The sequence below is a fragment of the Paraburkholderia sp. MM5496-R1 genome (assembly GCF_050436205.1).
Classification (GTDB): Bacteria; Pseudomonadota; Gammaproteobacteria; order Burkholderiales; family Burkholderiaceae; genus Paraburkholderia; species Paraburkholderia tuberum.
The window spans coordinates 2627659-2653339 of the sequence record NZ_JBNDLT010000003.1 but is presented as its reverse complement, the minus strand read 5'-3'; the positions used below and the strand labels follow the sequence as shown (position 1 = coordinate 2653339).

At 67.5% G+C, this 25681-nt stretch carries 25 protein-coding genes; 17 read left to right on the top strand and 8 right to left on the bottom strand.

Annotated features, from left to right (window positions below; all coding sequences use genetic code 11):
* Positions 1 to 19: 19 nt before the first annotated feature.
* A complete protein-coding gene (locus OKW38_RS38330) occupies positions 20 to 1300 on the bottom strand; it encodes a DUF445 domain-containing protein (protein WP_429365506.1) in 1281 nt (426 codons plus the stop codon).
* 208 nt (positions 1301 to 1508) lie between these two features.
* On the opposite strand from OKW38_RS38330, the gene OKW38_RS38325 reads away from it, so the two are divergent.
* Together OKW38_RS38325 and OKW38_RS38320 are read left to right on the top strand one after the other, a co-directional pair.
* Positions 1509 to 2714: a metallophosphoesterase family protein gene (locus OKW38_RS38325; protein WP_429365505.1), complete on the top strand. Its 1206-nt coding sequence runs from the start codon at positions 1509 to 1511 to the stop codon at positions 2712 to 2714.
* Positions 2711 to 5332, top strand: a complete 2622-nt coding sequence (locus tag OKW38_RS38320) for an AAA family ATPase (RefSeq protein WP_429365504.1) — start codon at positions 2711 to 2713, stop codon at positions 5330 to 5332. Before OKW38_RS38325 ends, OKW38_RS38320 begins: the two co-directional genes overlap by 4 nt.
* 34 nt (positions 5333 to 5366) lie before the next feature.
* On the opposite strand, the gene cobJ is transcribed toward OKW38_RS38320, so the two are convergent.
* Genes cobJ through cobG form a run of 4 tightly spaced genes read right to left on the bottom strand, consistent with a single transcriptional unit; the run spans position 5367 to position 9920 of the window.
* A complete protein-coding gene (cobJ, locus tag OKW38_RS38315; RefSeq protein ID WP_429365585.1) occupies positions 5367 to 7121 on the bottom strand; it encodes a precorrin-3B C(17)-methyltransferase in 1755 nt (584 codons plus the stop codon).
* Positions 7118 to 7861 (bottom strand): precorrin-2 C(20)-methyltransferase, encoded by a 744-nt coding sequence (locus tag OKW38_RS38310; protein ID WP_090809842.1) that lies wholly within the window; start codon positions 7859 to 7861, stop codon positions 7118 to 7120. Before OKW38_RS38310 ends, cobJ begins: the two co-directional genes overlap by 4 nt.
* Positions 7862 to 8488 carry a precorrin-8X methylmutase gene (locus tag OKW38_RS38305; protein WP_429333836.1) on the bottom strand — a complete coding sequence of 209 codons (627 nt, stop codon included), beginning with the start codon at positions 8486 to 8488 and terminating at the stop codon, positions 7862 to 7864.
* On the bottom strand, positions 8481 to 9920 hold the full coding sequence (gene cobG, locus OKW38_RS38300) for a precorrin-3B synthase (protein ID WP_429365503.1): 1440 nt from the start codon (positions 9918 to 9920) through the stop codon (positions 8481 to 8483). The genes OKW38_RS38305 and cobG overlap by 8 nt, the downstream gene beginning before the upstream one ends.
* A 39-nt stretch (positions 9921 to 9959) precedes the next feature.
* On the opposite strand from cobG, the gene OKW38_RS38295 reads away from it, so the two are divergent.
* From OKW38_RS38295 to OKW38_RS38265, 7 genes are all read left to right on the top strand, one after another.
* Positions 9960 to 10190 carry a hypothetical protein gene (locus OKW38_RS38295; RefSeq protein ID WP_429365502.1) on the top strand — a complete coding sequence of 77 codons (231 nt, stop codon included), beginning with the start codon at positions 9960 to 9962 and terminating at the stop codon, positions 10188 to 10190.
* A 37-nt stretch (positions 10191 to 10227) separates the two neighbouring features.
* Positions 10228 to 11451 (top strand): precorrin-6y C5,15-methyltransferase (decarboxylating) subunit CbiE, encoded by a 1224-nt coding sequence (gene cbiE / locus OKW38_RS38290; protein ID WP_429365501.1) that lies wholly within the window; start codon positions 10228 to 10230, stop codon positions 11449 to 11451.
* Positions 11451 to 12551, top strand: a complete 1101-nt coding sequence (locus OKW38_RS38285; RefSeq protein WP_429365500.1) for a cobalt-precorrin-5B (C(1))-methyltransferase — start codon at positions 11451 to 11453, stop codon at positions 12549 to 12551. The genes cbiE and OKW38_RS38285 overlap by 1 nt, the downstream gene beginning before the upstream one ends.
* On the top strand, positions 12548 to 13288 hold the full coding sequence (locus OKW38_RS38280; RefSeq protein ID WP_429365499.1) for a cobalt-precorrin-6A reductase: 741 nt from the start codon (positions 12548 to 12550) through the stop codon (positions 13286 to 13288). The genes OKW38_RS38285 and OKW38_RS38280 overlap by 4 nt, the downstream gene beginning before the upstream one ends.
* A 20-nt stretch (positions 13289 to 13308) precedes the next feature.
* Positions 13309 to 14037, top strand: coding sequence for a precorrin-4 C(11)-methyltransferase (gene cobM / locus OKW38_RS38275; protein WP_429365498.1), 729 nt, complete (start codon positions 13309 to 13311; stop codon positions 14035 to 14037).
* A 156-nt stretch (positions 14038 to 14193) separates the two neighbouring features.
* Positions 14194 to 15219, top strand: a complete 1026-nt coding sequence (locus OKW38_RS38270; RefSeq protein WP_429365497.1) for an AraC family transcriptional regulator — start codon at positions 14194 to 14196, stop codon at positions 15217 to 15219.
* 2 nt (positions 15220 to 15221) lie between these two features.
* Positions 15222 to 16385 (top strand): alpha/beta hydrolase family protein, encoded by a 1164-nt coding sequence (locus tag OKW38_RS38265; protein ID WP_429333843.1) that lies wholly within the window; start codon positions 15222 to 15224, stop codon positions 16383 to 16385.
* A 37-nt stretch (positions 16386 to 16422) separates the two neighbouring features.
* Here the strand turns inward: OKW38_RS38265 and OKW38_RS38260 are convergent, their stop codons facing one another.
* Entirely contained in the window at positions 16423 to 18123 is a 1701-nt protein-coding gene (locus OKW38_RS38260; RefSeq protein ID WP_429333844.1) for an MDR family MFS transporter, read from the bottom strand.
* Between OKW38_RS38260 and OKW38_RS38255 the strand changes: the two genes are divergently transcribed.
* The 4 genes from OKW38_RS38255 (at position 18122) to OKW38_RS38240 (ending at position 20532) form a co-directional block, all read left to right on the top strand.
* A complete protein-coding gene (locus tag OKW38_RS38255) occupies positions 18122 to 18397 on the top strand; it encodes a DUF1488 domain-containing protein (protein WP_008923225.1) in 276 nt (91 codons plus the stop codon). The genes OKW38_RS38260 and OKW38_RS38255 overlap by 2 nt on opposite strands.
* Positions 18398 to 18716: 319 nt before the next feature.
* A complete protein-coding gene (locus tag OKW38_RS38250; protein WP_090809864.1) occupies positions 18717 to 19352 on the top strand; it encodes a carbonic anhydrase in 636 nt (211 codons plus the stop codon).
* Positions 19353 to 19397: 45 nt separating this feature from the next.
* Positions 19398 to 19571 (top strand): hypothetical protein, encoded by a 174-nt coding sequence (locus tag OKW38_RS38245; RefSeq protein WP_167368763.1) that lies wholly within the window; start codon positions 19398 to 19400, stop codon positions 19569 to 19571.
* Between the two features lie 166 nt (positions 19572 to 19737).
* Entirely contained in the window at positions 19738 to 20532 is a 795-nt protein-coding gene (locus OKW38_RS38240) for a DUF4148 domain-containing protein (protein WP_184060313.1), read from the top strand.
* Between the two features lie 31 nt (positions 20533 to 20563).
* Here OKW38_RS38240 and surE read toward each other — a convergent pair whose 3' ends face one another.
* Complete coding sequence (gene surE / locus OKW38_RS38235) at positions 20564 to 21343, bottom strand: 5'/3'-nucleotidase SurE (protein ID WP_184060073.1); 780 nt, start codon at positions 21341 to 21343, stop codon at positions 20564 to 20566.
* Between the two features lie 116 nt (positions 21344 to 21459).
* Between surE and OKW38_RS38230 the strand changes: the two genes are divergently transcribed.
* The 4 genes from OKW38_RS38230 to OKW38_RS38215 all read left to right on the top strand — a co-directional run bounded on the left by OKW38_RS38230 (position 21460) and on the right by OKW38_RS38215 (position 25292).
* A complete protein-coding gene (locus OKW38_RS38230) occupies positions 21460 to 22635 on the top strand; it encodes an epoxide hydrolase family protein (RefSeq protein WP_090809868.1) in 1176 nt (391 codons plus the stop codon).
* Between the two features lie 163 nt (positions 22636 to 22798).
* Positions 22799 to 23758 (top strand): aldo/keto reductase, encoded by a 960-nt coding sequence (locus OKW38_RS38225; RefSeq protein WP_429365496.1) that lies wholly within the window; start codon positions 22799 to 22801, stop codon positions 23756 to 23758.
* Between the two features lie 172 nt (positions 23759 to 23930).
* Positions 23931 to 24875 carry a metallophosphoesterase family protein gene (locus tag OKW38_RS38220; RefSeq protein WP_429365495.1) on the top strand — a complete coding sequence of 315 codons (945 nt, stop codon included), beginning with the start codon at positions 23931 to 23933 and terminating at the stop codon, positions 24873 to 24875.
* Positions 24876 to 24911: 36 nt separating this feature from the next.
* Complete coding sequence (locus OKW38_RS38215) at positions 24912 to 25292, top strand: cupredoxin domain-containing protein (protein WP_429353704.1); 381 nt, start codon at positions 24912 to 24914, stop codon at positions 25290 to 25292.
* Between the two features lie 78 nt (positions 25293 to 25370).
* On the opposite strand, the gene OKW38_RS38210 is transcribed toward OKW38_RS38215, so the two are convergent.
* The gene (locus tag OKW38_RS38210; protein ID WP_429365494.1) at positions 25371 to 25676 is read right to left on the bottom strand and encodes a hypothetical protein; all 306 of its coding nucleotides are present in this window, start codon (positions 25674 to 25676) and stop codon (positions 25371 to 25373) included.
* Between the last annotated feature and the right edge of the window lie 5 nt (positions 25677 to 25681).

Sequence of the window (25681 nt, the reverse complement as noted above, 5' to 3'; positions counted from 1 at the left end):
GCTCGATGCGCTCGAGTCGTCAGCCGACATGCACCCGCAGCATCTCCAGCCACAGCGAACTCACATACAGCAACAAGCCGATAAATCCGCCGACGATCGTCCCATTGATGCGGATGTACTGCAGATCCTTGCCGATATTCATCTCGACCTGATGCGACATCTCGTGCGCGGGCCAGTTCTTCACCGTATCGCTGATATGGCGCGTGAGGAACCGCGCGAAATCCGGCGCCATCGCGCGCGCCGCTTCCTCGAGGTGATCGTTCAGCGATTGCCGCAGCGCTGGATCGCGCGCGAGTTCGCGGCCGACCCACGCGCCCATCGCGGCGACACGCGCATGCAGTGCCGAATCGGCGCTTTGCAGATCGCGCTTGAGCCACGCACGCAGCTCGCCCCACATGTCCTTCACGTAGCTGCCGAAAGCCTCGCCTTCGACCAGATAGCGCTTCAGTGCTTCGCCTTGCTGCAGGAACACGGGATCGGTCTTCAGCCGCACGATCAGCTTCTGCACCGCGTGGTCGAACTTGTCGCGCAGCTCGTGCGTGGGGTTCTGCGCGATCTGTTCGAGCATACGGTTCGCGGCGCTCGCGATCGCTTCGGCGCCCTTGTCGCCGAGCCACACCGACGGCAGAAACTTCTCCATCGTCGGATACTCGCTTTTCACCCAATCGACGATGCGCGCGGCAATGAATTCGCGCGCCGGCGCCTCGCGCAGCACCGCGATCACCTGATCGATCGCGGTGTCGAGCAGTTCCTGATGGCGGCCGTCGCGCGTCAGCGTGTCGAGAATCGCGCCGAGCGATTGCGACAGATCGACCTTCGCGAGCACGTCGCGCAACCCGTCCCTGATGAAGTTCTGAATGCGCGCGTCGTCGGCCACGTCGAGGATGCCGCCGGTGAGCCGCACCACGTAGTCGCCGAGGCGCGCGGAGTTGGACGATTCGCTGAGCCACGCGGTGATGGTCTGCGCCGGATCATGCCGGCGGATCAGACCGACCAGCGACGGCACGTCGAGAAACTTGTCCTGCACGAAGTGCGCGAGGTTGTCGGCGATCTTGTGCTTGTTGCGCGGGATGATCGCGGTGTGCGCGGACACGAGCGGAATCGGCACACGGCGAAACAGCGCCGCGACCGCGAACCAGTCGGCGAGCGCGCCGACCATCGCCGCCTCGGCGACGGCCTTGATGCCGTCGACCCACAGACCGCGCGGCAGGAATGCGGCGACGACGAAAACGCAGGCGGCCGCGAGCAGCAGCAGTAAAGGCGTGCGCTTGGCCTTCTTCAGTTCGGTGGTCTTGTCCATCGGGCGCGGTTGATCGTGTCGGGCGGGGGCTGGAAAGTCGGCGGGCTCGGCCGGTTCGGTTGCAATGATGCGGTACGGCCCACGCGCGCGTCCAGCCTGGATACGCGCGCGCGCAATACGCGCCGGCGCTTCGGCAAGGTAACATTCGCGATCGGGTCCTCGGCGAAATCAACGCAAGAGGACGCAACGCAATCGCAATGGAGGCACAGTGATCAGGTTTCTGCACACCGCGGACTGGCAGATCGGCACGCAATTCGGTCAGTTCGAACCGGACGAGGCCGCGCATCTCGCCCAGGCGCGCTTCGACACGGTGCGCCGCATCGCCGAAGAAGCGGCCGCGCGCAACGTCGACGCGGTGCTCGTCGCGGGCGACGTGTTCGATCTGCAGACGGTGTCGGACACCGTGATCCGACGTTTGTTCGCCGCGCTGCAAGCGTTTTCCGGAGCGTGGATCATGCTGCCGGGCAATCACGACGCGGCGCTCGTCGAAAGCGTGTGGACCCGCGCGCAGCGGCTCGATTGCGTGCCGCCGAACGTGCGCCTCGTGCTCGAAGCCGGCGTCGTGCTGCTCGACGCGTGCCGTTGCGCGCTGCTGTGCGCGCCGCTCACGCAGCGCATCACCTACGACGACACCACCGCATTCTTCGATTCCACCGATACTCCGCCCGGCTATCACCGCGTGGGGCTCGCGCATGGCAGCGTCGGCGGCATTCTGCAAGACGGCATCGATTCGTCGAATCCGATCGCGCCGACACGCGCCGCCGGTGCGCGGCTCGACTATCTGGCGCTCGGCGACTGGCACGGCCATCTGCGCGTCGACGAACGCACGTGGTACGCGGGCACGCACGAGCAGGACCGTTTCCGCGCGAACGAGCCGGGCTTCGTGCTCGACGTTACCGTCAGCGATCCCGGCGCGGTGCCGCAGGTCGACGCGGTGCGGGTCGGGCAATACCGGTGGCATCGCTGGGACGAGACGATTTCGGTGCCGACCGATGTCGATGCATTGAAAACCCGCCTCGCCGAACTCGGCGCGAATGACGTGCTGCGCATCGAGGTCGGCGGCACCGCGGCGCTCGCCGATGCCGAGGCGCTGCATGTCGCGGTCGAACAGGCGCGCGCCCGCATGCGCGCGTTGCGTGCCGATCTGGGCAGTCTGCACGTGCTGCCGACCGCCGACGATCTCGCCGAACTCGGCGCGCAAAGCGGCTATCTCGCGAAGGTGGTGGCGCGGCTGCGCGGCCTGCAGGAAGACGCGCAGGCCGATCCGCAAGAGGCGCGGCGCGCGGCCGAGGCGTTGCTGCTGCTGGCGCGTTTTCAGCGCGACCAGCGGCAACGCGATTCGCAGGCCGCACCACCCGCGCAGACGCGCGAGCGGCAGCAACCTGAAGCGCCGCGTGAAGGAGCCCCCGCATGAAGCTGCAACGTATCGCGATTCAGGAATTCAGGCAGTTCGGCGGGCAGATCGTGATCGACGATCTGCAGCCCGGTCTCAATCTGTTCATCGGCCCGAACGAGGCCGGCAAAAGCACGATTGCCGAGGCGGTGCGCACGGTGTTCCTCGAACGCTACAAGGCGTCGCATCTGAAAGACCTGTTGCCGTGGGGGCTCGCGAGCGGGCAGCCGTCGGTCGAGGTCAGCTTCGAGCTCGATGGCGTGGCGTGCCGTCTGTCGAAGCAGTTCGTGTCGCGTCAGCGTTGCGAGCTGAGGATCGGCCAGGCCGTGTATAGCGAGGACGAAGCCGAAGACAAGCTCGCCGCGCTGCTCGGCTTCTCGCGCGCGGCGCGCGGTCCGATGAAAGCCGAGAACGCCGGCGTGCCGGGTCTGTTGTGGGTGCAGCAAGGCGGCACGCAGGAGATGCGCGATTCGACCGGGCACGCGGCGCAGTATCTGCGCGACGCGCTCACGCAACTGTCGGGCGGCCGCGAAGCGGGCGGCGAGGACGCGCTGATCGCGGCCGTGCAGCGCGAGCTGCGGCAACTGCTGACCGCGCGCACGCAGAAGTCGACCGGGCCGCTCGCCGAGGCGGAGCAGAAGCTCGCCTCGCTGATCGCGAGCCGCGACGAGCTGCAACAGCAGCGCCAGCAGTTCGACGACAACATCGCGCGCCTCGCCGCCCAACAGCAGGCATTCGACGACGCCGAGCGCAGGCGTCCGTGGGAGCTTCACGAGCAGAAGGCCGCGCTCGCGCAGCAACGTGCCGCGGCGGTCGAACAACTCGAACGCGGTCTTGAAGGGCTCGCGCAGTCGCTGAAGATCGGCGAGGCCGAACTCGCGTTGTCGGTGCAGCAGGAGCAGGGCGCGCTCGAACTGGAGGCGGCCATCGCGCGCGAACGCGAGCAGCTCGACGCGGTGCGCGTCGAGGTCGCGGCCGCGCAAACCGCGCATGCGCAGGCGCAAAGCCGTGTGGCGCAATTCGAGCAGGCATCGGCCGAGGCGAACCGCGCGCTCGAACTCGCGAACGCGGCCGTGACCGCCGCCGATCTGCGCAGCCAGGTCGATTTCTATCGGGCGGAGGGCCAGCGGCTCGAAGCGTCGATCGGCGAGGCGGACAAGGCGAACGCGGCGGTGTTGCAGGCCGCGAGCGAGGCGGCGGCGCTCGAACTCGACGAAGCGCAGTTCAAGCGCCTCGTCGCGCTCGACGGCGAATTGACTGTGTTGCGCGCGCGGACCGAAGCGGCGATGACGCGCATCGAGTACAGCTTGAATGGCGAGTTGAGTGTCGGCGATCAGACGATCAGCGGCACGGGCGTGCTGCATGTCGACGATGAAAAGCGCATCGGTCTCGGCAAGCTCGGCGAATTGCGCGTGATTCCGGGCGTGTCCGATCTGTCGGCGCGGTTGTCGGAGCTGGCGTCGCTCGAGGCGAAGCACGCGCAGTTGCTGCGCTCGCTCGGCGTCGCGTCGGTGGGCGATGCGCAGGCGCGTCGCGAGCAATGGAAAACGCTGGTCGCGCAACAGAAGAGCCAGGCGAGGATACTCGAGGTCCATGCGCCGCAAGGCATCGATGCGTTGCGCGCGGCGCTGGCATCGACGGCGGCGCGCTTGCAGGCGTCGAGCGAGCGCCTTGCCAGTCTGCCCGACGTGTCCGCGGCGCCACCGCTCGACGACGCGCGCCGCAACGCCGACATCGCGCGCGACGCGTTGGAGACCGCGCGCAAGGTGCTCGCGCAGGCGGCGGGCGCGCAATCCAGCGGCGTTGCGAAGGCCGATTCGCTCACGGCGCAGTTGCAGCGTAAAGAAGCGCAGCTGCACGACGAAGCGTTTCGGCGCAACCGCGCGCAGTGGCAGGCGCATATCGTCGAGCAACGCGTCAAGGTCGATGCGCTGAAGAACCAGCGCGGCGAGCGCGAGCGCGAACTCGATGCGGCACGTCTGGACGACCCCGTGGCGGAGGCGAAGCGCTATCGCGCATCGGCGGAGCTCGCGCGCAACGAGCAGCACGAGCGTCAACTGCGGATCGCGGAGCTGCGTAGCCAGCTCGAAACGATGGGCGCATCGGGCCTCGGCGAACGGCTTGCCGCGCTCGAAGCCCAGGTTCAGCAGGCCACGCGTCGCAACGACGAACTGCGCCTGCGCGCGAGCGCGCTGAGTCTGCTCGACGAAGTGCTGGTCGACGAACGCGACGCCGCGCTCGCCCAACTGCGTGCGCCGTTGACCGAGCGGGTCGGTCACTACCTGAAGCGGCTTTTTCCGCAGTCGAGCCTCGCGCTCGGCGACGATCTGATTCCGGCGATGCTCGATCGCGACGGCCGCGCGGAACTGCTCGATGCGCTCAGCTTCGGCACGCGCGAACAGCTCGGCATCCTGACGCGGCTCGCGTACGCGGATCTCTTGCAGGCCTCAGGCCGGCCGACTCTGCTGATGCTCGACGACGCCGCGGTACACACCGATGCCGCGCGCCGCGACGCGCTCAAACGCGCGTTGATCGACGCGGCGACGCGGCATCAGATTCTGGTGTTCACGTGCCATCCGGAGTTGTGGGACGACCTGGGCGTGAGGCAGCGGGCGGTGCAGGATCTGAAGGTGGCGTGAGCGGGGCGGGCTGGTACCACCCGGTACGGTCCGCTTACTCGTACCACCGCGGCGTGTACACCCACTGCGCGCCGTGATGACCGCAAGCGAATCTTCTCGTCAGCGACGACCCGACGATCACCATCGTGCGCATATCCACATCGGCCGAGCGAAGCTCGCCGAGCGTCAGCGTGCGCAGCGCGCCGCCGGGCCGGCCGATATCGCGACCCAGCACCACCTGGGTCGATGGCACGCGATACTCCCGCACGATGTCGAGTGCCTTGTCGAGTTGCCACGGACGCGCGCGCGAAATCGGGTTGTAGAACGCCATCACGAGATCGGCTTGCGCCGCATGGCGCAGGCGGGTTTCGATGATCGTCCACGGCTTCAGGTTGTCCGACAGCGACAGCATGCAGAAGTCGTGGCCGAGCGGCGCGCCGGCCTGCGCGGCGGTAGCGAGCGCGGCCGACACGCCCGGCACGATCGATAGTTCGACGGCCGCCCATGCGTCGTTCCGGGAAGCTTCGAGCGCTTCGAGCACGGCGGCCGCCATCGCGAACACGCCGGGGTCGCCCGAGGACACCATCACGACCGAGCGGCCTTCGCTCGCGAGCTCGAACGCGTGCCGCGCGCGCTGCATTTCCTCGCGATTGTCGGTGCCGTGCACGCGCTGACCGGCGCGCAGCGGGCCGGCCATTTTCACGTAGGTGTCGTAGCCGAGGATGTCGGTCGCTTCGTTCAACGCGGTGCGCGCGGCCGGGACCATCAGCTCGGCCCGGCCGGGACCGAGGCCGATCACGGTCAGACGGCCGCGGGCACGGCCGAGCGTCGCGGGGTCGATAGCGAGCGGGGAGAGGGCGAGCGCGACGTCGGGGTGTGCGTCGTCGTGCAGCGTTTCGTGGGGGACGCGTAGCGCGGTATGCAGCAACCTTGCGGCACTCGATTCGCCCGGTTCGGCGCTTGCATCGGCGAAGCGCAGCGGCACCTCGAGAAGCCTTGCCGCTTGCGCGAGCGCCGGGTCGGCCATGCTCGTCGATGGCGCGAGCAAGGCCGCAAGCGAAAGCATCGCGAGACCCTGCGCGTTCAGTGCCGCGCGCACGCGTGCGACGATCGCGTCGGCGGCATCGGCATCGTCGCTGGCGACAGCCGCCACCACACTGCGCGGATGAATCACGAGCTCGTCTTCACGCCCATCCCACGCGCGCGGCGTCACGCGAATCGCGAGACGCGCCGACGCCGAGCGCGGCAGTTGCGCGTCGTCGAGCCACGGCGCGTCGCCTTCGATGCGCGTGCTTTCGCCCGCGAGCAGATCCGACACGAAGCGCTTCCCCTGACCCAGGTCGGCGAGCGCATAGCCATCGGGCGGATTGAGCACGCAGGTGCCGAAGCGCAACTCGCCGCTCGTCGTGATCGCGGGCTGCACGGCCAACGCCGCGGCGATGTCGCGCGCCATCACGTTGACGCCCGTGAGGCCGCCGAGCAGCGGCACGACCGCGCTGCCGTCCTCGGCGACCGCGAGCACCGGCGGCTCGGCGCCTTTGTTCGACAGCAGCGGCGCGAGGCAGCGAATCACGATGCCGGCCGCGCACAGCGCGACGATCGGCGTGCCGCGCGCATACAGCTCGCGCAGATGCGCGCCGAGTTCGCCGTACGAGACGTCGGCGTCGACGCGCCCTTGCAGCGCATGGACCTGGCAGTCCGTGGCAACGCCGGCCGCGGCATGCGCGCCACGCTCGACATACGACGCCTGAATCCGCCGCGCGGTCGCAAGCGCGCCCGTACCGAGAATCACGATGGCGGGCGCGTTCATCCTTGCCATTTTTGCCCCGGCACGACCAGCAGTGAGAAATACGGCGACGCCATCGGATCGACTTCCGCGAGCGGCACGATGCGCTGATTTCGCATCGTCGCGCGTTCGACGTACAGCGCGCGCTGCGCGAGTCCGAGTTCGTCGAGTACGCGCCGTACCTTGTCGAAATTGCGGCCGAGTTTCATGATGACCGCCGCGTCGGCGTCGGCCAGACGGCGGCGCAATTCATCTTCGGGCAGCACGCCCGACAGCACCGACAAGCTTTGGTTGCGATACACGAGCGGCGCGCCGAGCACCGCCGCGCCGCCGAGCATCGAGCACACGCCGGGTACCACCTCACTGTCGTAGCGCGCCGCGAGCCGGTCGTGCAGATACATGTACGAGCCATAGAAGAACGGATCGCCTTCGCAGATCACCGCGACGTCGCGGCCCGCGTCGAGATGGCCCGCGACGATTTCGGCGGCGGTGTCATAGAAGTCCGCGATGATCGCTTCGTACGACAGCGGCGGTTCGAGTGCTTCGGTGGTGACCGGATAGACGAGCGGCAGATGCTGCTGCGCGTCGTGCAGATGCGCCTCGATGATGCCGAACGCGTTGCCCTTCTTGCCCTTCGCGACGAAATACGCGACCACCGGCGCCGCTTTGAGCAGCCGCAGCGCCTTCAACGTCAGCAATTCCGGGTCACCGGGACCGACGCCGATGCCGTACAGCCGTCCGCGACTCGTTAGCTGGCTCGCCATTTATTCGACCTCCGTCGCAAGCGCGTTGACCGCGGCGGCGGCCATCGCGCTGCCGCCGCGCCGTCCGTGCACGACCACATAGGGGACGCCGCGGCTGTTTTGCGCGAGTGCCGCTTTCGATTCCGCCGCGCCGACGAAGCCGACCGGAAAGCCGAGAATCAGCGCCGGCTTCTGCGCGCCGGCATCGAGCATGTCGAGCAGATGAAACAGCGCGGTCGGCGCATTGCCGATCACGACGACACTGCCCGCCAGATGCGGGCGCCACAATTCGAGCGCGGCGGCCGAGCGCGTGTTGCCGATTTCGCGCGCGAGCGCGGGCACGTCCGGGTGCGTGAGCGTGCAGATCACTTCGTTGTTCGCGGCCAGCCGCGCGCGCGTGATGCCTTGCGCGACCATCCCCGCATCGCACAGGATCGGCGCGCCTTGCGCGAGCGCGCGGCGGCCCGCGCTGCCGGCGCAGTCGGAGAACGCGAGGTCGTCGATCACGTCGACCATGCCGCACGCGTGGATCACGCGCACCGCGAGCTTTTCGAGGTCGGCGGGGATACGCGCGAGGTCGGCCTCCGCGCGGATCGTCGCGAACGATTGGCGATAGATCTCCTGACCGTCGCGAATGTAATCAAGCATGTGGAGTACTCCGGGCGAGGCGCGCGAGCAGCGCGGCGGCCTCGTCGATCGTCAGTTGGGGCGCGACGCATTGGCCGAAGCCGGGGCGGCCGTCGCGTCGATAAAGGTCGTAGAGGCCGGGCGCGGCGGCGAGCAGCGTGTAGGGCGCGCGATGCGCGGCCGCGCAGGAGCGCGGACAGCCCGTCAGATGCACGTCGACGCCGGCGGGTAAGCGCTCGGCGAGTTGCAGCGCGTCGGTCTTGGTGTCGGCGAGGCCCTTCGCGCAGCCGGCCGAACCGGCGCAGGCGATCACGTGCGTGATGGCCTGCGCGGGATCGCACGCGAGACCGAGTGCGATCAGCTTCGCGAGCACGGCGGGCACCGCCGTCGTCGCGATGTCGGGCAGCAGCACGCTTTGCCATGGCGTCGCGTGCAGCCTGCCGTTGCCGTGTTTTTGCGCGAGCGCAGCCAGGGCGCGCAGCGTGGCCGCATCGATTCGGCCGAGCGGTGGTTGGCCGCCGACATGCGACGTGCCGTCGCCGCGCTGCGCGTGCGCGCCGAGCCGCAGCGATGGGTCGGCAGCGATGTGCCGTTGCCAGTGCCTCAGCGATGCGTCGCGCGCGAGCGGGAAATCGACGTAGCGCTGCGCGTGCCGCAGCAGCGCGTCGGCGCAATGCGTGGCGAGCAGGTCGCGCATGCGGGTCGCGTCGGCTGGGGCGAGGTCGAGGAACGTGTGCAGCAACGCGCGCAGGAGCGCGGGCACGCGCGACGGCGGCACCGCCGCGAGCGCGCCCGTGCCGTTGGAATCGCGATGGTCGCGCCGGTTCGAGTTTTCGCCTGCCGGAGCCGGGCACCCCGCGAGGCCGAACACGAAGCGCACGCCTTCTTCGTCAGCCGACGCCGCGAGCCACACGTCATGCGGATGATCGACCCGCGCAAGCTGTTCGCCGCCGTCGAGCAGCAGCGCGAATTTCGGCGACAACGCTACCAAGCGCGCATCGCCTTGCAGCAGCGTCAGCAGTTCTCCGCACAGCGGCGTCGTGTCGATCAGCGCGTGCGGATCGCGGCCGGCGGCGGGGCTGATCATCACGTTGCGGACGTCGTCGGCGGAACTGAGCGCGCCGGCCGGTCCAAGCCCCGCGCCGATCAGCGCCGCGCTCAACGCCGCTTCGTGTCCGTTACGCACGCCGCGCAGTTGCAGATTCGCGCGATTGGTCAGCTCGGCGACGCCGTTCGCGTGCCGCGTGCTGGCATCGGTGATCGCGCGTGCCTGCGCCGCGCTCAGCACGCCGCCGGGCAGTTTGATGCGGCAGATGCCGCCGTCGCGCGCGGGGACGATGCGCAGCAACCCCGGACATGCCGAGGACCGCGGTGTCGTGACCGCGTGGGACGAAACGGTGGGAGGCGAAGCTCGATTCAAAGGGGCACCGGGTTTAGCGTCGCGCGACGGCATGGCTGCGGCCTCGCTGCATGCTGCCCGACGAGGGCCGGCGTGAACGGTGCGGCCGAAAGGCGCTTCGGGCCGACCGTGGGCAATGAAAGCGGCCATTATATCTTTACGCTGTGGCCGCAGCGCCTGTTTGCCGGCCATCGCGCGATGCCGGTGATCCCGGCGGCATGGCGCTCCGCCGCGAACCCGCGGGCCGCATGGCGGCGGTATCATGCCGACTTTCGCAACCCGCGCTCCGAGCCTGCGCAAAGCCGCATGCGTGAGCCGGTGTAATCGCTAAAGAATCGACGCAACCGATGAGGATGGATGCATGCCGGCATGGCTGACCGTAGTGGGCATTGGCGACGACGGCTTCGCCGGTTTGGGGCGGCCCGCGCGGCGTGCGTTGCTGGGCGCGTCGGTCGTGTACGGCGGCGAGCGCCATCTGGCGATGCTGCCCGCACGGCTCGCGGCGCGTCGTGCCGCGTGGCCGCGTCCGTTCGATCTCGCGCCGTTGCTCGCCGAGCGTCCGCACGCGGTGTGCGTGCTCGCGAGTGGTGACCCGATGCTGTTCGGCGTCGGCGCGACGCTCGCGCGGCAGTTGCCCGCCGGCGAGTTGCGCGTGCTGCCGGCGCCGTCGTCGTTGTCGCTCGCGGCCGCACGGCTCGGCTGGCCGTTGCAGGATGTCGCGACCGTCTCGCTGGTCGGCCCACCGCTTGCCGCCCTGAATGCGTATCTGCGTGACGGCGCGCGCCTGTTTGTGCTGAGCGCGGACGGGCACACGCCCGCGGCACTGGCGGCCTCGCTCGATGCGCGCGGTTTCGGCGCGACTGCCATGACCGTGCTCGAACATCTGGGCGGTGCACGAGAACGGCGTGTCGATGGCCGCGCGGATCAATGGCCGGCCGGCGAGATGGCCGCGCTCAATCTGATCGCGCTCGAGTGCCGCGCGTCGGCGCATGCGCCGCGTCTGCCGCTGACCTGCGGTTTGCCCGACGACGCCTTTATCCACGACGGCCAGTTGACCAAGCGCGACGTGCGCGTCATCACGCTCGCGCGCCTCGCGCCCGCGCCCGGCGAGTTGCTGTGGGACGTCGGCGCGGGCAGCGGTTCGATCGGAATCGAATGGATGCGCGCGCATCCCACGTGTCGCGCGATCGCGATCGAAGCGAACGAAGCGCGGCAGCGCTTCATCGAACAGAATCGCGATGCTTTGGGCGTGCCCGGGCTGCAACTCGTGGCCGGCCGCGCGCCTGACGCGTTGCGGGGACTGCCGGCGCCGCACGCGGTGTTTATTGGCGGTGGGGTGACGGAGCCTGACGTGCTCGACACCTGTTGGACACAACTGCGCGACGGCGGCCGGCTCGTCGCGAACGCGGTGACGCTGCAAGGCGAGGCGGTGCTCGCCGCATGGCGCGAGCGGCATGGCGGTACGCTGACGCGCATCGGGCTCGCTCACGCGCAACCGCTCGGCGGCTTCGATACGTGGCGCCAGGCGTTGCCGATCACCCTGCTCGATGTGACCAAACCCGCCAAACCATCGGCCGATTCGTGATGCGCGACGAGACTCCCGAGCAGCCGGCGCCGCTGCGCAGCGGCTATACGACCGGCAGTTGCGCGACCGCGACGTCGCTCGCGGCCGCTCGTCTACTGCTAGCGGGCGAGCTCAGCGAGGTCGCGGAGATCGTGTTGCCGAAGGGCCAGCATGTGCCGATGCGGCTCACGTTCTGCCGCCTTGCCGCGCTGGACGGCGAGCGGATCGCCGAAGCCGGCACGATCAAGGATGCCGGCGACGATCCCGACGTGACCCACGGCGCGCTCGTGTTCGCGCGCGTGCGCCTCGTGCCCGGGCCCGGTGTGATCTTTCGCGCGGGGCCGGGCGTCGGCACGGTCACACGCGCGGGGCTCACGCTGCCGGTCGGCGAACCGGCGATCAATCCGGTCCCGCGCCAGATGATCACGCAGCACCTCGACGAACTCGCCGCGCGCCATGCGTATCGCGGCGGCTTCGAAGTGACGGTCGGCGTCGAAGGCGGCGAAGCGCTCGCGCTGAAAACGATGAACCCGCGACTCGGGATTGTCGGTGGACTGTCGATCCTCGGCACCACCGGCATCGTGCGGCCGTTTTCGTGCTCGGCATATATCGCGTCGATCCATCAGGGCATCGACGTCGCGCGCGCGAACGGCTATACGCATGTGGCCGCCTGCACCGGCAACGCGAGCGAGGACGCGATGCGCGCGCACTACGGCCTGCCTGATATCGCGCTGATCGAAATGGGCGATTTTGTCGGCGCGGTGCTCAAGCATGTGAAGCGCGCGCCGGTCGAGCGACTGAGCATTTGCGGCGGCTTCGGCAAGCTCAGCAAGCTCGCGGCCGGCCATCTCGATCTGCATAGCCGCAACTCCAGCATCGATCTCGAACAACTCGCCGGCTGGGCTGCCGCGCATGGCGCCGACGCCGCGCTGCAAGCGGCGATGCGCGCGGCCAACACGAGCCAGCAGGCGCTCGCGCTTGCTCACGCGCGGCAGGTGCCGCTCGGCGATATCGTCTGTCAGCACGCGTTGGCCGTTGCTCGCGATATCGTGCCGCCGCAGGTCAGCGTCGAAATCTTCGCGATCGACCGGCAGGGCAATATCGTCGGAGTCGCGCGATGACGCGCATCCTGCTGCTCGGCGGCACCGGCGACGCGCTGAAGATCGCGCGCCGACTCGGTCCCGCGCATGTGTACAGTCTCGCGGGACTCGGCAAGGTCCCCGACGACTTGAAGTGCGCCGTGCGCGTCGGCGGTTTCGGCGGCAGCGCGGGTCTGGCGCGTTACCTCGCGAGCGAAGCGATCGGCCTCGTGATCGACGCGACGCATCCGTACGCGGCGCGGATCAGCGCGAATGCCGTCGACGCGTGCCGCGTGGCGAAGTTGCCGTGCTGGGCGCTGCGGCGTCCAGCGTGGCAGCCGCAAGCTGGAGACGACTGGCGCATGGTCGATGACTGGAACGAACTGATCGACACGCTCGCGCCGTTCAGGCGGCCGCTTTTCACGCTCGGGCGCGAACCGCTCGCGCATCTCGACGAGATTGCGCCGCATCAATTCTGGACCGTGCGCGTGCTCGACTCGCATCCGGACACCGCGCGCTCGCGCGTCCTCGCGGCGCGCGGACCGTTCACGCTCGACGGCGAACGCGCGCTGTTCGCGCTGCAGGCGTTCGACGTCGTCGTCAGCAAGAACAGCGGCGGCGGCGCGACCGAGGCGAAGCTCGAGGTCGCGCGCGAACGTGGCTTGCCGGTGATCATGCTGCGACGGCCGGTGTTGCCCGAGGTCGATCGCGAGTTCGCCGGCGTTGCCGATCTTCTCGATGCGTTGCCCGCGCAGGCGAATGCGGATTCGGGTAAGTGAGCAAATAATTGGAGTACTGAATGACAGTGTTTTTTATCGGCGCGGGTCCGGGCGACCCGGAACTGATCACGGTCAAAGGGCAGCGTCTCGTGCGCAGTTGTCCGGTGATCCTGTATGCGGGGTCGCTGGTGCCGGCAGCGGTGCTCGAAGGTCATAGCGCGCAACAGGTGATCAACACCGCGGAGCTCGATCTCGACCAGATCGTCGCGCTGCTCGCGGCGGCGCACGCGAGGGGCCAGCATGTCGCGCGCGTGCATTCGGGCGATCCGTCGCTGTACGGTGCTATCGGCGAGCAGATCCGCCGTTTGCGCGAGCTGGCCATTCCTTACGAAATCGTGCCCGGCGTGACCGCGACGGCCGCATGCGCGGCGGCGCTCGGCTGTGAGTTGACGCTGCCCGACGTGTCGCAGACGCTGATCCTCACGCGCTACGCGAGCAAAACGTCGATGCCCGAAGGCGAGCAGTTGGGCGATCTCGCGCGGCATCGCGCGACGCTGGCGATTCACCTCGGCGTGCGGCATCTCGCGCGCATCGTCGATGAGTTGCGGCCGCATTACGGCGGCGTGTGTCCGATTGCGGTGATCTATCGCGCGAGCTGGCCCGACGAGGAAAAGATCACTGGCACGCTCGACGATATCGTCGCGAAGGTGCAGGGCAGCGCGATCGAGCGCACCGCGCTGATTCTGGTCGGCCAGGTGCTGGCCGCCGAAGGATTCGCCGATTCGACGCTGTATACGAAGGGCAGTTGACGGCGCCGTGAAAGCCGTTCTGGCGTCAGGAAGCCGCTTGGGTTGTCGATCATAATGTGACGCAGCGCGCGAGCCTGGCCGCCCGTCTGCTGGCAAAACGCGAAAATCCGCAAGTTCTGCACCGCCTCGCGGCGCGCAGACCGCTATCGTGGCGCCATGATGAAGCCCAGCACCGAACGTGATTACCGTCGACGGATCGCTCGCGTGGTCGAGGCCATTCTGGTCGAGCCCGGCGCGCGACACACGCTCGACAGCCTCGCGGCCGTCGCGCATATGTCGCCGTATCACTTCCACCGGATTTATCGCGCGTTGATGGGCGAGAGCGTTGGCGACACCGTCAAGCGTCTGCGGCTCGCCGAGGCGGCCCAGCGATTGACCGACGCCGCGCAGGTCACCGCGGTCGCGCACGACGCCGGCTACGACAGTCCCCAAGCATTCGCGCGCGCGTTTCGCGATTTCACCGGTGTGTCGCCGAGCGAATTCAGGACCCGGCAGCGGCATCTGGTGGCGAATCCGGCGGTTTCGACAGCTTCGGCGCGGACCCTGCGAACGGCGCAAGCGCGCATCGCGCGGCGAGGCGACGGCGATGGCGACGGCGCCCGCATTCACGATGGCGTCGACGATAACCGTGACGAAAGCACCGAAAGCCGAAGCACGCCTGCGCTGCCGTGCGTCGAAGTCACCGAGCTCGCGCCGCTCGACGTGCTATGCCTTCGCCATGACGGCCCGGTCGCGACGATCGGCCAGACCTTCCACACGCTGATGACGACGCTGCGCTGTGACGAGAACCCGCTGTTGCAACAGCGCGTCGGCATTTGCGCGCGCGATCCGTCGATGGCCGGCGGGTTTTGCTATCACGCGGCAATTGTCGCGGGCTCGCAGGCGGCGTTGAGCGGTGCGATGGAGCGGCTCGACGAAGCCGCGCAACGCCCGCGTGTTGTCGGGCCGCCGCCGGGCATCGAGCCGCTGCGGCTCGCAGGCGGGCTGTATGCGGTGCACCGCCTCGTCGGCCCTTATGCGCTGATCTCGCCCACTTTCAGGGCGCTGTACAGCGGCTGGCTGCCGCGCAGCGGCTACCGGCGCGATCAGCGGCCGGGACTGGAACTGTATCGAAGCACGCCCGATCGCGGCGCGCAACATCCCTGCGTCACCGATCTGCTGATCCCCATTTGCGAGCACTAACCATGATGCGTCGAGGTTGTGCCGCGCTGTCGAGCGCGGTGGTGGTGTCGTTGACCGCGGCGCTGTCCGGCGCGATGTGGGCGTCGTTGCCGGCGAACGCCATCGCGCAAACCGCCTCCGCCGGCTGGCATGTCGGCGAAACGAGCCGCGTATTTCACCCCGCCGTGGCCCGCAACTGGCGCGGCGCGCAAACGCAGGCGCTGATCACGCGTATCTGGTACCCGGCCGATGCGGCGCAACCCGAAACGCCTCACGATATCGGCGCGCCGGGCCATCCGATGTTCGTCGGCCACGCGGCCGCCGCCGATGCCCCGCTGTCCGCCGCGCAGCCCAAATACCCGTTGCTGCTGCTATCGCACGGCACCGGCGGCAGCGCGGACAGTCTCGACTGGCTCGCGGCCTCGCTGGCCGCGCAGGGTTATATCGTCGCGGGCGTCAATCATCCGGGTAACAACGCGCTGGAGCCGCGCACGCGCGACGGCTTCATCCTCTGGTGGGAGCGCGCGACCGATTTGAGCGAAGTGCTCGACGGGGTGCTCGCGGACCCGCGTTTCGGTCCGCGCGTCGACACGACGCGGATCGGCGCGCTGGGCTTTTCGCTCGGCGGCTATACGGTGCTCGAAGTCGCGGGCGCACGGACCGATCGCGCGGCGCTGGAGCGCTTCTGCACGTCGCCCGAAGCCGATGCGATCTGCTCGCCGCCCGAAGCCGCCAATCTCGCGCACGCGCCGGGCGCGCCGGCGCTGACGGTCGAGGGGCTATCGGCGGAAACGAACGCATCGCGCGCGCGCTCGGGCGACTCGTATCGCGATCCGCGCGTCAAAGCCGCGTTCGCGATCGCACCCGCGCTCGGCGAGGCATTCAACAGTTCGTCGTTCAAGGAAGTGACGATTCCGGTCGCGCTGCTGGCGGGCGAGGCGGACACGACCGCGCCAGTCAACACCAACATTCACCGCATCGCGGGCTTCATGCCGCAAGCGACGGTGACGATGGTGCCGGGCGCCTCGCACTATACGTTCATGGATGTGTGCGAGCCCGAGGCGATGGAGCGTCTGGCGCCGATCTGCAAGGACGGGCCGGGTGTCGATCGCGCCGCGATTCATGCGCGAACCGCGGCCCAGGTGCGTGATTTCTTCGCGGCGACGCTGCCGGCGGGCGGCTCATAGCGCTCGCGAACGCACGTGGTTCGCGACGCCGCGCGACTCAGTCCTCGAGCGGCGACAAGGCCTTGAGTGGTGCCGGCTTGTCGTCGCCGAATCGGATCGTTGGGACCAGCGCGAGCAGCGCGACCACGAATAGCGCGATCACGAACATCGACACGAAGGTCAGATGCAGCGACTGGTGCAGCACGAGCCGGACCAGATCGCTGTCGCCGAGATCGGCGGCGCGGTTCTGCAGCAGCGCCTTCAACTGATCCGACGTGACCGTCGCGACGCCCTGCGAATGACTGAGCCCGAAGTTCAGCACCGCGCCGAACAGCGTCGCGCCGAGCGTGCTGCCGAGATTGCGCGAAAACAGGTTCGACGCGGTCGCGCTGCCGCGTTCGTCCATCCTGACGATCTCCTGGATCAGCACGAGCGAACTGACGCTCGACGTCCCCATGCCAAAGCCCATGATCAGCGACGCGAACCCGGCGACGAGCGGCGACGCGCCCGGCGACAGCAACAGCAGCAGCACCGCACCGAGCGGCACGAACGCGCTGCCGCAGATCAGGATGCGCCGCAAACCGAGCCGGTGAAACGACTTCGCCGCGAACGTCGCGCCGGTGGGCCAGCCGACCATCATCATCGTCAGCGCGAGGCCGGCCACCACGGGCGAACGATGCAGCACGCCCTGCACGTACATCGGCAGGAACGTGGTCGCGCCCATCAGGATCATGCCGGCCAGCACCGTCGCGCTGTTGCATGCGGCGATCGGGCGGCGGCTCCATAGCGCGAACGAGATCATCGGTTCGGCCGCGCGACGCTCCTGCAGCACGAACAGCAGCACGCACAGCACGAAGACGCCGCCTGCGAACGAGGCTGGCGCCAACGCGTCGTCGCCGGCGTAGGTCAGCGTCATCATCAGCGCTGCGATCGCGGCCATGAACAGCGCGGCGCCGGCGAAGTCGATGGACGGCCGCGCGTGCCGTTCCGATTCGCGCAGGAACGCGATGAAGCCCGCCGCCGACGCAAGCCCGATCGGCACGTTCATCCAGAAGATCCACGCCCACGACAGGTTGTGAATGATGAAGCCGCCGACCATCGGACCCACGACCGCCGAAATCGCCCACACGCTCGCGAGATAACCCTGCACCTTGCCGCGTTCGCGCGCCGGGTACAGATCGGCGACGACGGTCAGCGTGACCGGCTGGATCGCGCCCGCGCCGATCCCCTGGATCAGGCGGAACACGATCATCGCCGGCATTGACCACGCGAAGCCGGCGAGCACCGAGCCGACGAGAAAGATCGCGATGCCCGCGAGGATCACGGGCTTGCGCCCATAGAGGTCGGCGAGCTTGCCGAACACCACGGTCATCGCGGTCTGCGTGAGCAGGAACGACGAGAACACCCAACTGTATAAATGCAGGTCGCCGAGTTGCGAGACGATCTGCGGCATCGCGGTCGACACGATGGTCGCTTCGATCGCGACCATCGCCATCGAGGCCATCACGGCGGCGATCACGAGCGGGCGTGAAGATTGAGTATTGCGGGACATGAAGGGCGTAGTATCGATATGTTGAATGCGTCGACGGCCCGGAGGAGGCCTTGCTGCGACGCATCGGCGCGGCCGCGCGCGGCGGCCGGTCAGGAGTATGCACCTTGCGGAGAATGCGCGCTCGCGCCCGGGCAGCCGGCGAGCCGGCCGGATTGGGCACGACCGTTGCGTATTCGGATTTCCCTTTGACACACGGAGGACAATCATGAGGATCGAATTCACCGGACGCCGGGAAGTGGTGGCTGCTGCGCGCGTCGCCTACGAGGCCAATGTGGACGGGAAGGACGTATGGTGCAGCGTGTCGCTCGACGCGCTCAATGACCATTTCGGCAATGGCAGCCTCGGCAACGGCGCCCCGTCGGCTCACGATCTGGTGGGAGCGTTCGAGGCGAACCGCGCCCGCATTGAAAATGCTACGCGGCGGGTGCTCGAACGCAACGGGGGACGGTCCGTGGAGCTCGAGACGCGCGACTTCGATTGAGCGACCCGCTTGCTTGTATCGGGTCAAGCGATTCGTGCCGCGGTGGAAAGGACTCTTCCAGCGCGGCGACTATATACGCGACGTCGGCGCGGCTACAGTATCGACGCACACACCGCTTAACGCGTGTGAGCGAGAGAGTTGGACCCGGCTGCCGGCAGCCGGGTCTTTTTTTATGGCACGTGCAAGCATTCCATTATTTCGCTGGCGGTTCGCCGCAGGAGCGTCCGACGACTAGCACGGTGATTCGCGCGACGATTGAAAGGCTGCGGTATAGTCGCGGCAGCTTTAAATCCGTCTCTTCGATTCTCTGGAGAATATCGTGCAGGAAATCATCGAAGGTCTGATCCGCTTTCAACGCGAGGTCTTTCCACAGCAAAGCGCGCTCTTCAAGCGTTTGTCGACCGCGCAGAATCCCAGCACGCTCTTCGTGACGTGTTCGGACAGCCGCGTGGTGCCGGAACTGCTGACGCAGACCGAACCGGGGTCGCTGTTCGTGATCCGCAACGCGGGCAACATCGTGCCGTCGTACGGTCCGGAGCCGGGCGGCGTGTCGGCGACCGTCGAATATGCGATTGCCGTGCTCGGCGTGACCGACATCGTGATCTGCGGCCATTCGAACTGCGGCGCGATGACGGCGATCTCGAGCTGCACGAATCTGGAGCACATGCCGGCGGTCGCGAGCTGGCTGCGTCACGCGGATGCGGCGAAGGCGATCAACGCGTCGCGCCACTACTGCTCGGATGCGGAGCGTCTCGAGGCGCTGGTCAAGGACAACGTGATCGCGCAGCTCAGCAACATCCGCACGCATCCGTCGGTAGCGGTCGGACTCGTGAACAAGACGCTGCGGCTGCATGGCTGGATCTTCAATATCGAAAGCGGTGAAATGCTTGCGCTCGATGGCAAGACCGGTAACTTCTTGCCGCTTGCGGATAATCGGGAAATTTGTGCGAGTTGAAGCGGCATTAAAACGGGTTTTTAGTTTGAAGGATTAACACCCGGCTTGCTAAAAGCCGGCGCGGCGGCGCGGTTTCAACCCCACCGCGCCGCCCGCCACGACCATCCCTATCAGCTCGACGTCACCAGCGAATCCGGCGCTGCGCTTGCGTCGCTGAAAACAGGGTCGAAGGCGGCGCCGGAAGAACCGCTTGGGACTCCGATTAAAGCGCGCGTTTGAACGGAAGAATACCCGTCGGTTTCGGACACATCCCCGACCAGATCCGCCGATTCGTCGGTTGTTGGGGCTAAAAAGGAAAACACTGTCATTCGGATCGCCCACACTTCGACTAATGGGTCGGTCGATCGGTTGGAATGGGGAGCGTGCCTTGTATAGCGAACCGAGAATGATCGTGTTGATGGGCCTCGTCTTCGGCGCGGTGACGATTGGGGCCTATGTGTCGCAGCTGGACAACGACTGGTCGTCCGGTCGGGACGTGAGTCTCGTCGCCGACGGCGGACGGGGTGTCAGCGCGACGGCGGCGGCGGCGGGGCAGAGCGAAGGCCGGCCCGGCGCGGCGACGGTCGCGCCGGCAACGCGCCGCCATGCGCTGCGCGACGACGTGGCCGCCTTGCGGGCTCAGCCGGCCGCGTCGATTGGAGCGCAGGCGGGCGATGCTCTGGCCATCGCCGCGCTACAGTTCGCGCGGGAGTCGAACAAGGCGCAGCAGCAGCCGCACCCGCAGCCGCAGCCGCAGCAGACGAGTTTGCCGCCGCAGCCTGCGGTGACTTCGAACTGGACCCAGGCGCCACCCACGGCAAAGACCGGGCACGCACACCATAGCCGCGTTGCGTCGGGTACCACGACGAAACCGCACTCAGCGCAAAGTGTGGCGACGACATCGGGTAGTCATGCGCGGGGCGGCAGCCACCGGAAAAGTTCTACTGCTGAGCGGTCTGGGAAGAAAGCGGCCAGCGTCGTGCCAGAGGCGCGGCCGTTGCCGCAATATGCAACGCAAGGCGTCGAGTCGCCATGGTCGATGCCGCGCGCGGGGCTGACCAGCCAGTCCGCAACTCAGGCGGTCGCCAGCAACGGCCCCAAAACCCGCGCCGAGGTAGAGGCCGAACTCGTGCGCGCGCGTGAGAACGGTACGATGCCCGCGTTCGGCAGACCCGAGCCATCGGGACCTGGGGCGCACTGAAGCGGGCCTCGCGCCGCGTCCCCGGCAACCGTTAGATCAACGACGCGGCGAGCCGCGCGAAGGTGGCTTCGTCGGTGCGATCGAACGCAAGCGGCGTGACCGATACGCACCCCGCCGCGACGGTTGCCGTTTCGCTGTCGGCATCGTTCTCGCGCGGGCCACGATCGAAGCGCAGCCAGTGATACGCGATGCCGCGCGGGTCGACTTCCGGCAGCACCTCGATGTCCCTGACGAGCCCGACGCCCTGGCGCGTCGGCGTCAGCGGACCGGCGTCGGCGGCATCGACGTCGGGGAAGTTGATGTTCAGGCAGGTCGGCGCCGCATGCTCGATCGCGAGCAATTGACGGATCACGCCGGGTGCGAGCGTGCGCGCGGTGTCCCAGCGCACGCGCTCGCGATCGCTGAACGCCTGGCTCAGCGCGAACGACGGCAGCCCGAGCAGCAGACCCGTCATCGCCGCGCCGACCGTGCCCGAGAACATCGTTTCGATGCCGAGGTTGCCGCCGCGATTGACGCCGGACAGCACCAGCGACGGCGGCGCCTCGCGCATCAGATGACGCACGCCCATCACGACGCAATCGCCGGGCGTGCCAGTCACGCCGAAACGGCGTTCGCCCTGGCGGCTCACGCGCAGCGGTGAATGCAGGCTGATGGAATGCGACGTACCGCTCTGGTCGTGCTCGGGCGCGACCACCCAGACTTCGTGCGCGAGCTCGGCGGCCACGGCTTCGAGCACGGCGAGGCCGGGCGCGTCGATACCGTCGTCGTTCGTCAGCAGCACTCGCGGCAGCTTGGATTCGTAAGCGGACATCGCGTCAATCTCCTGTGGCTCGGTGAATGAATCGTAGGGAAGGGACGCTCATTATCGAGCTTTCGTCGCACGCGCGTACGATGACGGTGAGCCGCCAACGACCCAGGACGCCCCCCATGCAGATCGACCCGTTTGAGATTGCGATCGCCGATCAGGACATCGACGATTTGCGCCGCCGCATCCACGCCACCCGCTGGGCGCCCACGACGCCCGCGCCCGCCTGGCAGCAGGGCGCCGACCCGGCCTGGCTGCGCGAACTCGCGAGCTATTGGGCCGGGCAATTCGACTGGCGCGCGGCCGAACGGAGGTTGAACCAGTTGCCGCAATTTCTCGCCGACGTGAACGGCCAGACCGTGCACTTCGCGCATCGGCGCGCTGCCAGTGTCGCGCCCGGCTTTCAGGCTTATCCGCTGGTGATCACGCACGGCTGGCCCGGTTCCTTCTTCGAGTTTCACGCGCTGCTCGATCAGTTGTGCGATCCGGTCGCGTTCGGCGCCGATCCCGCCGACGCCTTCGACGTCGTCGCGCCGTCGCTGCCGGGCTTCGCGTTTTCGCCTGCGCCCGCGCAGGCCGGCATGTCCGCGTTCCAGGTCGCGGACCTGTGGGTGTTACTGATGCGCGGGCTCGGCTACGAGCGCTTCGGCGCGCAGGGCGGCGATCTTGGCGCGGGCGTGTCGATCGCGTTGGCCGCGCATCATCCGCGGGTGGTCGACGGCATCCATCTGAACTTCCTGCCGAGTTCCTATGAGCCCGCGATCGGCGCGGCGCAGCGGGAGCTAACGCCGGCCGAGCAGGACTATCTGCGCGAGAAGAACGACTGGGCCGCACTCGAAGGCGGCTACGCGCATCAGCACGGCACCAAACCGCTGACGGTCGCCGCGTCGCTGAACGATTCGCCGGTGGGACTCGCCGCATGGATCGGCGAGAAGTTTCGCGCGTGGAGCGATTGCGGCGGCGAGGTGGAAAGCGTGTTCTCGAAAGACGATCTGCTGACCAATATCTCGCTGTACTGGTTCACGCAGTGCATCGGCCCGGCGATGCAGATGTATTGGGAAAACCGCCTGCAGCCGATGCGTTTCTCCGACGGCGAGCGCATCGACACACCAGTCGGCTTCGCGCTGTTTCCGAAGGAGATCAATCATCCGCCGCGAAGCTGGCTCGAACGAACCTTCAACGTCGCGCAGTGGAGCGAAATGCCAGCCGGCGGGCACTTCGCGGCGATGGAAAAGCCCGCGTTGCTCGCGGCCGAGATTCGAAAGTTCTTCAGGCCGTTGCGGCAGAAAGCGCGCTAGGCGCGCAGCGCGACGCGTCACGCTGCTTCTGTTTCACCTCACACGACCGCGCCGCTCGCGTCGAGCGTCTCGCGGCGATCGCAGGCTGCACGCATTCATCGACGACAGCCAGGCCAGCGTGGACGGTGGTCGAACTTTCATGCACGAGGGCACCATACAGGCTATGGCACATTCGTCGAACCACGATCACCGCCGCCGCTTTCTGCGCACGGCGCTCGGGCTGCCGGCAGCGCTTGCGCTGTCGCGCGTCACGTCCGCGCAAACCGAGGCGCACGCGCAATCCGGTGCCGCCTTACCCCGCGTGAGCCGCCGCGCGATCCCGTCCACCGGCGAAGCGCTGCCGGTGATCGGCTGCGGCACGTGGCGCACCTTCGACGTCGGCGACGATGCCGCCGCCCGCGCCCAACTCGCCGAGGTGCTGCGCATCCTGTTCGAAGCGGGCGGCTCGGTGATCGATTCTTCGCCGATGTACGGTTCGTCGGAAGCGGTCGCGGGCGCGCTGCTCACGCAGCTCGACGCGCATCGCAAGGCGTTCGTCGCCACCAAGGTCTGGACCGAGGGACGCGAGGCCGGCATCGCGCAGATGGAGGAATCGCTGCGGCGTTTTCAGCAGCCGCATGTCGATCTGATGCAGATCCACAATCTGCTCGACTGGCGCACGCAGCTCGCGACCTTGCGCGACTGGAAAGCGCGCGGCCGGATTCGCTATCTCGGCATCACGCATTACACATCGAGCGCTTTCGACGAAGTCGCGGCGGTGATGCGCAGCGAGAAGCCCGACTTCGTGCAGATCAACTACGCCGCCGACGATCGCGCGGCCGAGCAGCGTATCCTGCCGCTCGCGGCCGATCTCGGCATCGGCGTCGTGATCAATCAACCGTTCGGCGGCGGCGGTTTGCTCGCGCGCGTGATGAAAATGCCGTTGCCCGCATGGGCCGGCGAAATCGGCTGCACGAGCTGGGCGCAGATTCTGTTGAAATTCGTGCTCGCGCGGCCGGCGGTGACGGTCGTGATTCCGGGCACCGGGCGGCCGCAATACATGGCGGACAACGTGCGCGCGGGATCGGGACCGCTACCCGACGACGCGATCCGCGCGCGGATCATCGCGGCGGTCGGCGGCTGACTTGATGCGCAATCCAGTGCGCAATCCATCACGGCGATTACTTGCCGCTTGCTATTCGCATACAGGTGCCGCCTCCCACAAATGCCGCACGACACGGGAATAAAACCGGCCACACGCCAGTCATGCCTCACGAACCGGGTTCGGTTCGGCGAATCCTTATCGTGAGGTCATCATGTCGTCACATCGTTCATTCGATCCGGCGCGTCGCGGCGCGCTGAAGTGTCTTGCGTTCGGTGGCCTCGGCACCGTGTTCATGCTGTCGGGCGGCGTGCTGACGCCGGTCGAACTCGCGCTCGCGGCCGACGCGAACACCGCGACGCCAGCGGCTGGCACGCCGCTTTTCCTGCAGATCAGCGACACGCATATCGGCTTCAACAAGGAGGCGAATCCCGACGTCGCGGGCACGCTGAAACAGACGATCGATTACGTCAACGCGATGCCGGCGCGTCCGCCGCTCGCGATTCACACCGGCGACATCACGCATCTGTCGAAGCCCGCGGAATTCGATCTGGCCGCGCAGCTGATGTCGGGACTGAAGATCACCGAGCTGCACACGGTCCCCGGCGAGCATGACGTCACCGACGGCCCCGGCACGGAGTACTTCAGCCGCTTTGGCAAGGCTTCGGATAACCGCGGCTATTACAGCTTCGATCACCAGGGCGTGCATTTCGTCGGGCTCGTCAACGTGATGCATTTCAAGCCGAACGGCCTCGGCGGTCTCGGCGACGAGCAGCTCGAATGGCTCGAAAACGATCTGAAAGGCCGCTCGTCGAGCACCCCGGTCGTGGTGTTCGCGCACATGCCGATGTGGACCATCTACGAGCCGTGGGGCTGGGGCACGGGCGACGCGGGACAGGCGATGAGCTATCTGAAGCGCTTCGGTTCCGTGACGGTGTTGAACGGCCACATTCATCAGATCGTGACGAAGGTCGAGGGCAACGTGACGTTCCATACCGCGCGCTCGACCGCCTATCCGCAGCCGACCGCCGGCCAGGGCGATGGCCCTGGGCCGCTGAAGGTCGCGAGCGAGCAGTTGCCGAAGATGCTCGGCGTGACGAGCGTCAGCATCGCGCGTCATCCGCTGAAGGCGACGCTCGACGACACGACGCTCGCCTGACGACACGCGCTACTTTTACGCTCGAGGAGATCAATGATGCTAACCAGGATGATGGGCCGCGCGCTCGCGATTCTGCTCGGCAGTGTCGCGATTCTGGCGGTGTCGGCGGGGCTCGGTTTTGCGCAAACGACGATGCCGATGCAGGTGCAGAAACAGACCGTCGCGTCGACGCCTAACGCGATCGTCATCAAGAACTTCATGTTCTCGCCGATGGAACTGACCATCAAGGCGGGCACGACGGTCACATGGAAGAATCTCGACGGCGAGCCGCACAGCGTGGTCAACGACGCGGGCCTGTTCCGCTCGGCCGCGCTCGATCAGGACGACACCTATCAGTTCAAATTCGATAAACCGGGCGTGTACAAGATCTTTTGCGGCATCCATCCGAACATGAAGGCGACCATTACCGTGCAATGATCCGATTGCCGCCAAACCCTTGCTCAGCAAGGGCAGTTCGGATTTTGCTCCGAACTCAACCCTGGATCGCGAGCACTGTTATTCCGTAGGCGGCTTGGCCTGCCCCCAGTCGACGGGGTGGTGCAGCGAAATCTGCAGACGATCGCGCAATTCGGGATGGACAGACGCCTGGTTGAGAACAGCCATGCCTCCGATTTGACGCAAGGTTTCGTCCGTGATCGGCGCGCGGCAATCGTCCGAACCCGGAGGCACAGTCATTGCCATTCCGCGCGCTATCTGCCGATCTATTGCCCCCTCGATTTCCTCGCGCGACACGGTACATACCTGGATTTCACAGGCATCCTCGTTATAAAAAATCACGGTGGCACGCTGGCGCTTTGTCATCTCAG

What these genes read in the sequence shown, in the direction of transcription:
- OKW38_RS38310 (WP_090809842.1), bottom strand. Translation starts at nt 7,861, where the DNA reads ATGGCGAGCCAGCTAACGAGTCGCGGACGGCTGTACGGCATCGGCGTC.
- OKW38_RS38285 (WP_429365500.1), top strand. Translation starts at nt 11,451, where the DNA reads ATGCGCGACGAGACTCCCGAGCAGCCGGCGCCGCTGCGCAGCGGCTAT.
- OKW38_RS38220 (WP_429365495.1), top strand. Translation starts at nt 23,931, where the DNA reads ATGTCGTCACATCGTTCATTCGATCCGGCGCGTCGCGGCGCGCTGAAG.
- surE (WP_184060073.1), bottom strand. Translation starts at nt 21,343, where the DNA reads ATGTCCGCTTACGAATCCAAGCTGCCGCGAGTGCTGCTGACGAACGAC.
- OKW38_RS38280 (WP_429365499.1), top strand. Translation starts at nt 12,548, where the DNA reads ATGACGCGCATCCTGCTGCTCGGCGGCACCGGCGACGCGCTGAAGATC.
- OKW38_RS38255 (WP_008923225.1), top strand. Translation starts at nt 18,122, where the DNA reads ATGAGGATCGAATTCACCGGACGCCGGGAAGTGGTGGCTGCTGCGCGC.
- cobM (WP_429365498.1), top strand. Translation starts at nt 13,309, where the DNA reads ATGACAGTGTTTTTTATCGGCGCGGGTCCGGGCGACCCGGAACTGATC.
- OKW38_RS38320 (WP_429365504.1), top strand. Translation starts at nt 2,711, where the DNA reads ATGAAGCTGCAACGTATCGCGATTCAGGAATTCAGGCAGTTCGGCGGG.
- OKW38_RS38240 (WP_184060313.1), top strand. Translation starts at nt 19,738, where the DNA reads ATGATCGTGTTGATGGGCCTCGTCTTCGGCGCGGTGACGATTGGGGCC.
- OKW38_RS38210 (WP_429365494.1), bottom strand. Translation starts at nt 25,676, where the DNA reads ATGACAAAGCGCCAGCGTGCCACCGTGATTTTTTATAACGAGGATGCC.
- OKW38_RS38215 (WP_429353704.1), top strand. Translation starts at nt 24,912, where the DNA reads ATGCTAACCAGGATGATGGGCCGCGCGCTCGCGATTCTGCTCGGCAGT.
- OKW38_RS38260 (WP_429333844.1), bottom strand. Translation starts at nt 18,123, where the DNA reads ATGATTGTCCTCCGTGTGTCAAAGGGAAATCCGAATACGCAACGGTCG.
- OKW38_RS38230 (WP_090809868.1), top strand. Translation starts at nt 21,460, where the DNA reads ATGCAGATCGACCCGTTTGAGATTGCGATCGCCGATCAGGACATCGAC.
- cobJ (WP_429365585.1), bottom strand. Translation starts at nt 7,121, where the DNA reads ATGAACGCGCCCGCCATCGTGATTCTCGGTACGGGCGCGCTTGCGACC.
- cbiE (WP_429365501.1), top strand. Translation starts at nt 10,228, where the DNA reads ATGCCGGCATGGCTGACCGTAGTGGGCATTGGCGACGACGGCTTCGCC.
- cobG (WP_429365503.1), bottom strand. Translation starts at nt 9,920, where the DNA reads ATGCCGTCGCGCGACGCTAAACCCGGTGCCCCTTTGAATCGAGCTTCG.
- OKW38_RS38225 (WP_429365496.1), top strand. Translation starts at nt 22,799, where the DNA reads ATGGCACATTCGTCGAACCACGATCACCGCCGCCGCTTTCTGCGCACG.
- OKW38_RS38265 (WP_429333843.1), top strand. Translation starts at nt 15,222, where the DNA reads ATGATGCGTCGAGGTTGTGCCGCGCTGTCGAGCGCGGTGGTGGTGTCG.
- OKW38_RS38305 (WP_429333836.1), bottom strand. Translation starts at nt 8,488, where the DNA reads ATGCTTGATTACATTCGCGACGGTCAGGAGATCTATCGCCAATCGTTC.
- OKW38_RS38330 (WP_429365506.1), bottom strand. Translation starts at nt 1,300, where the DNA reads ATGGACAAGACCACCGAACTGAAGAAGGCCAAGCGCACGCCTTTACTG.
- OKW38_RS38270 (WP_429365497.1), top strand. Translation starts at nt 14,194, where the DNA reads ATGATGAAGCCCAGCACCGAACGTGATTACCGTCGACGGATCGCTCGC.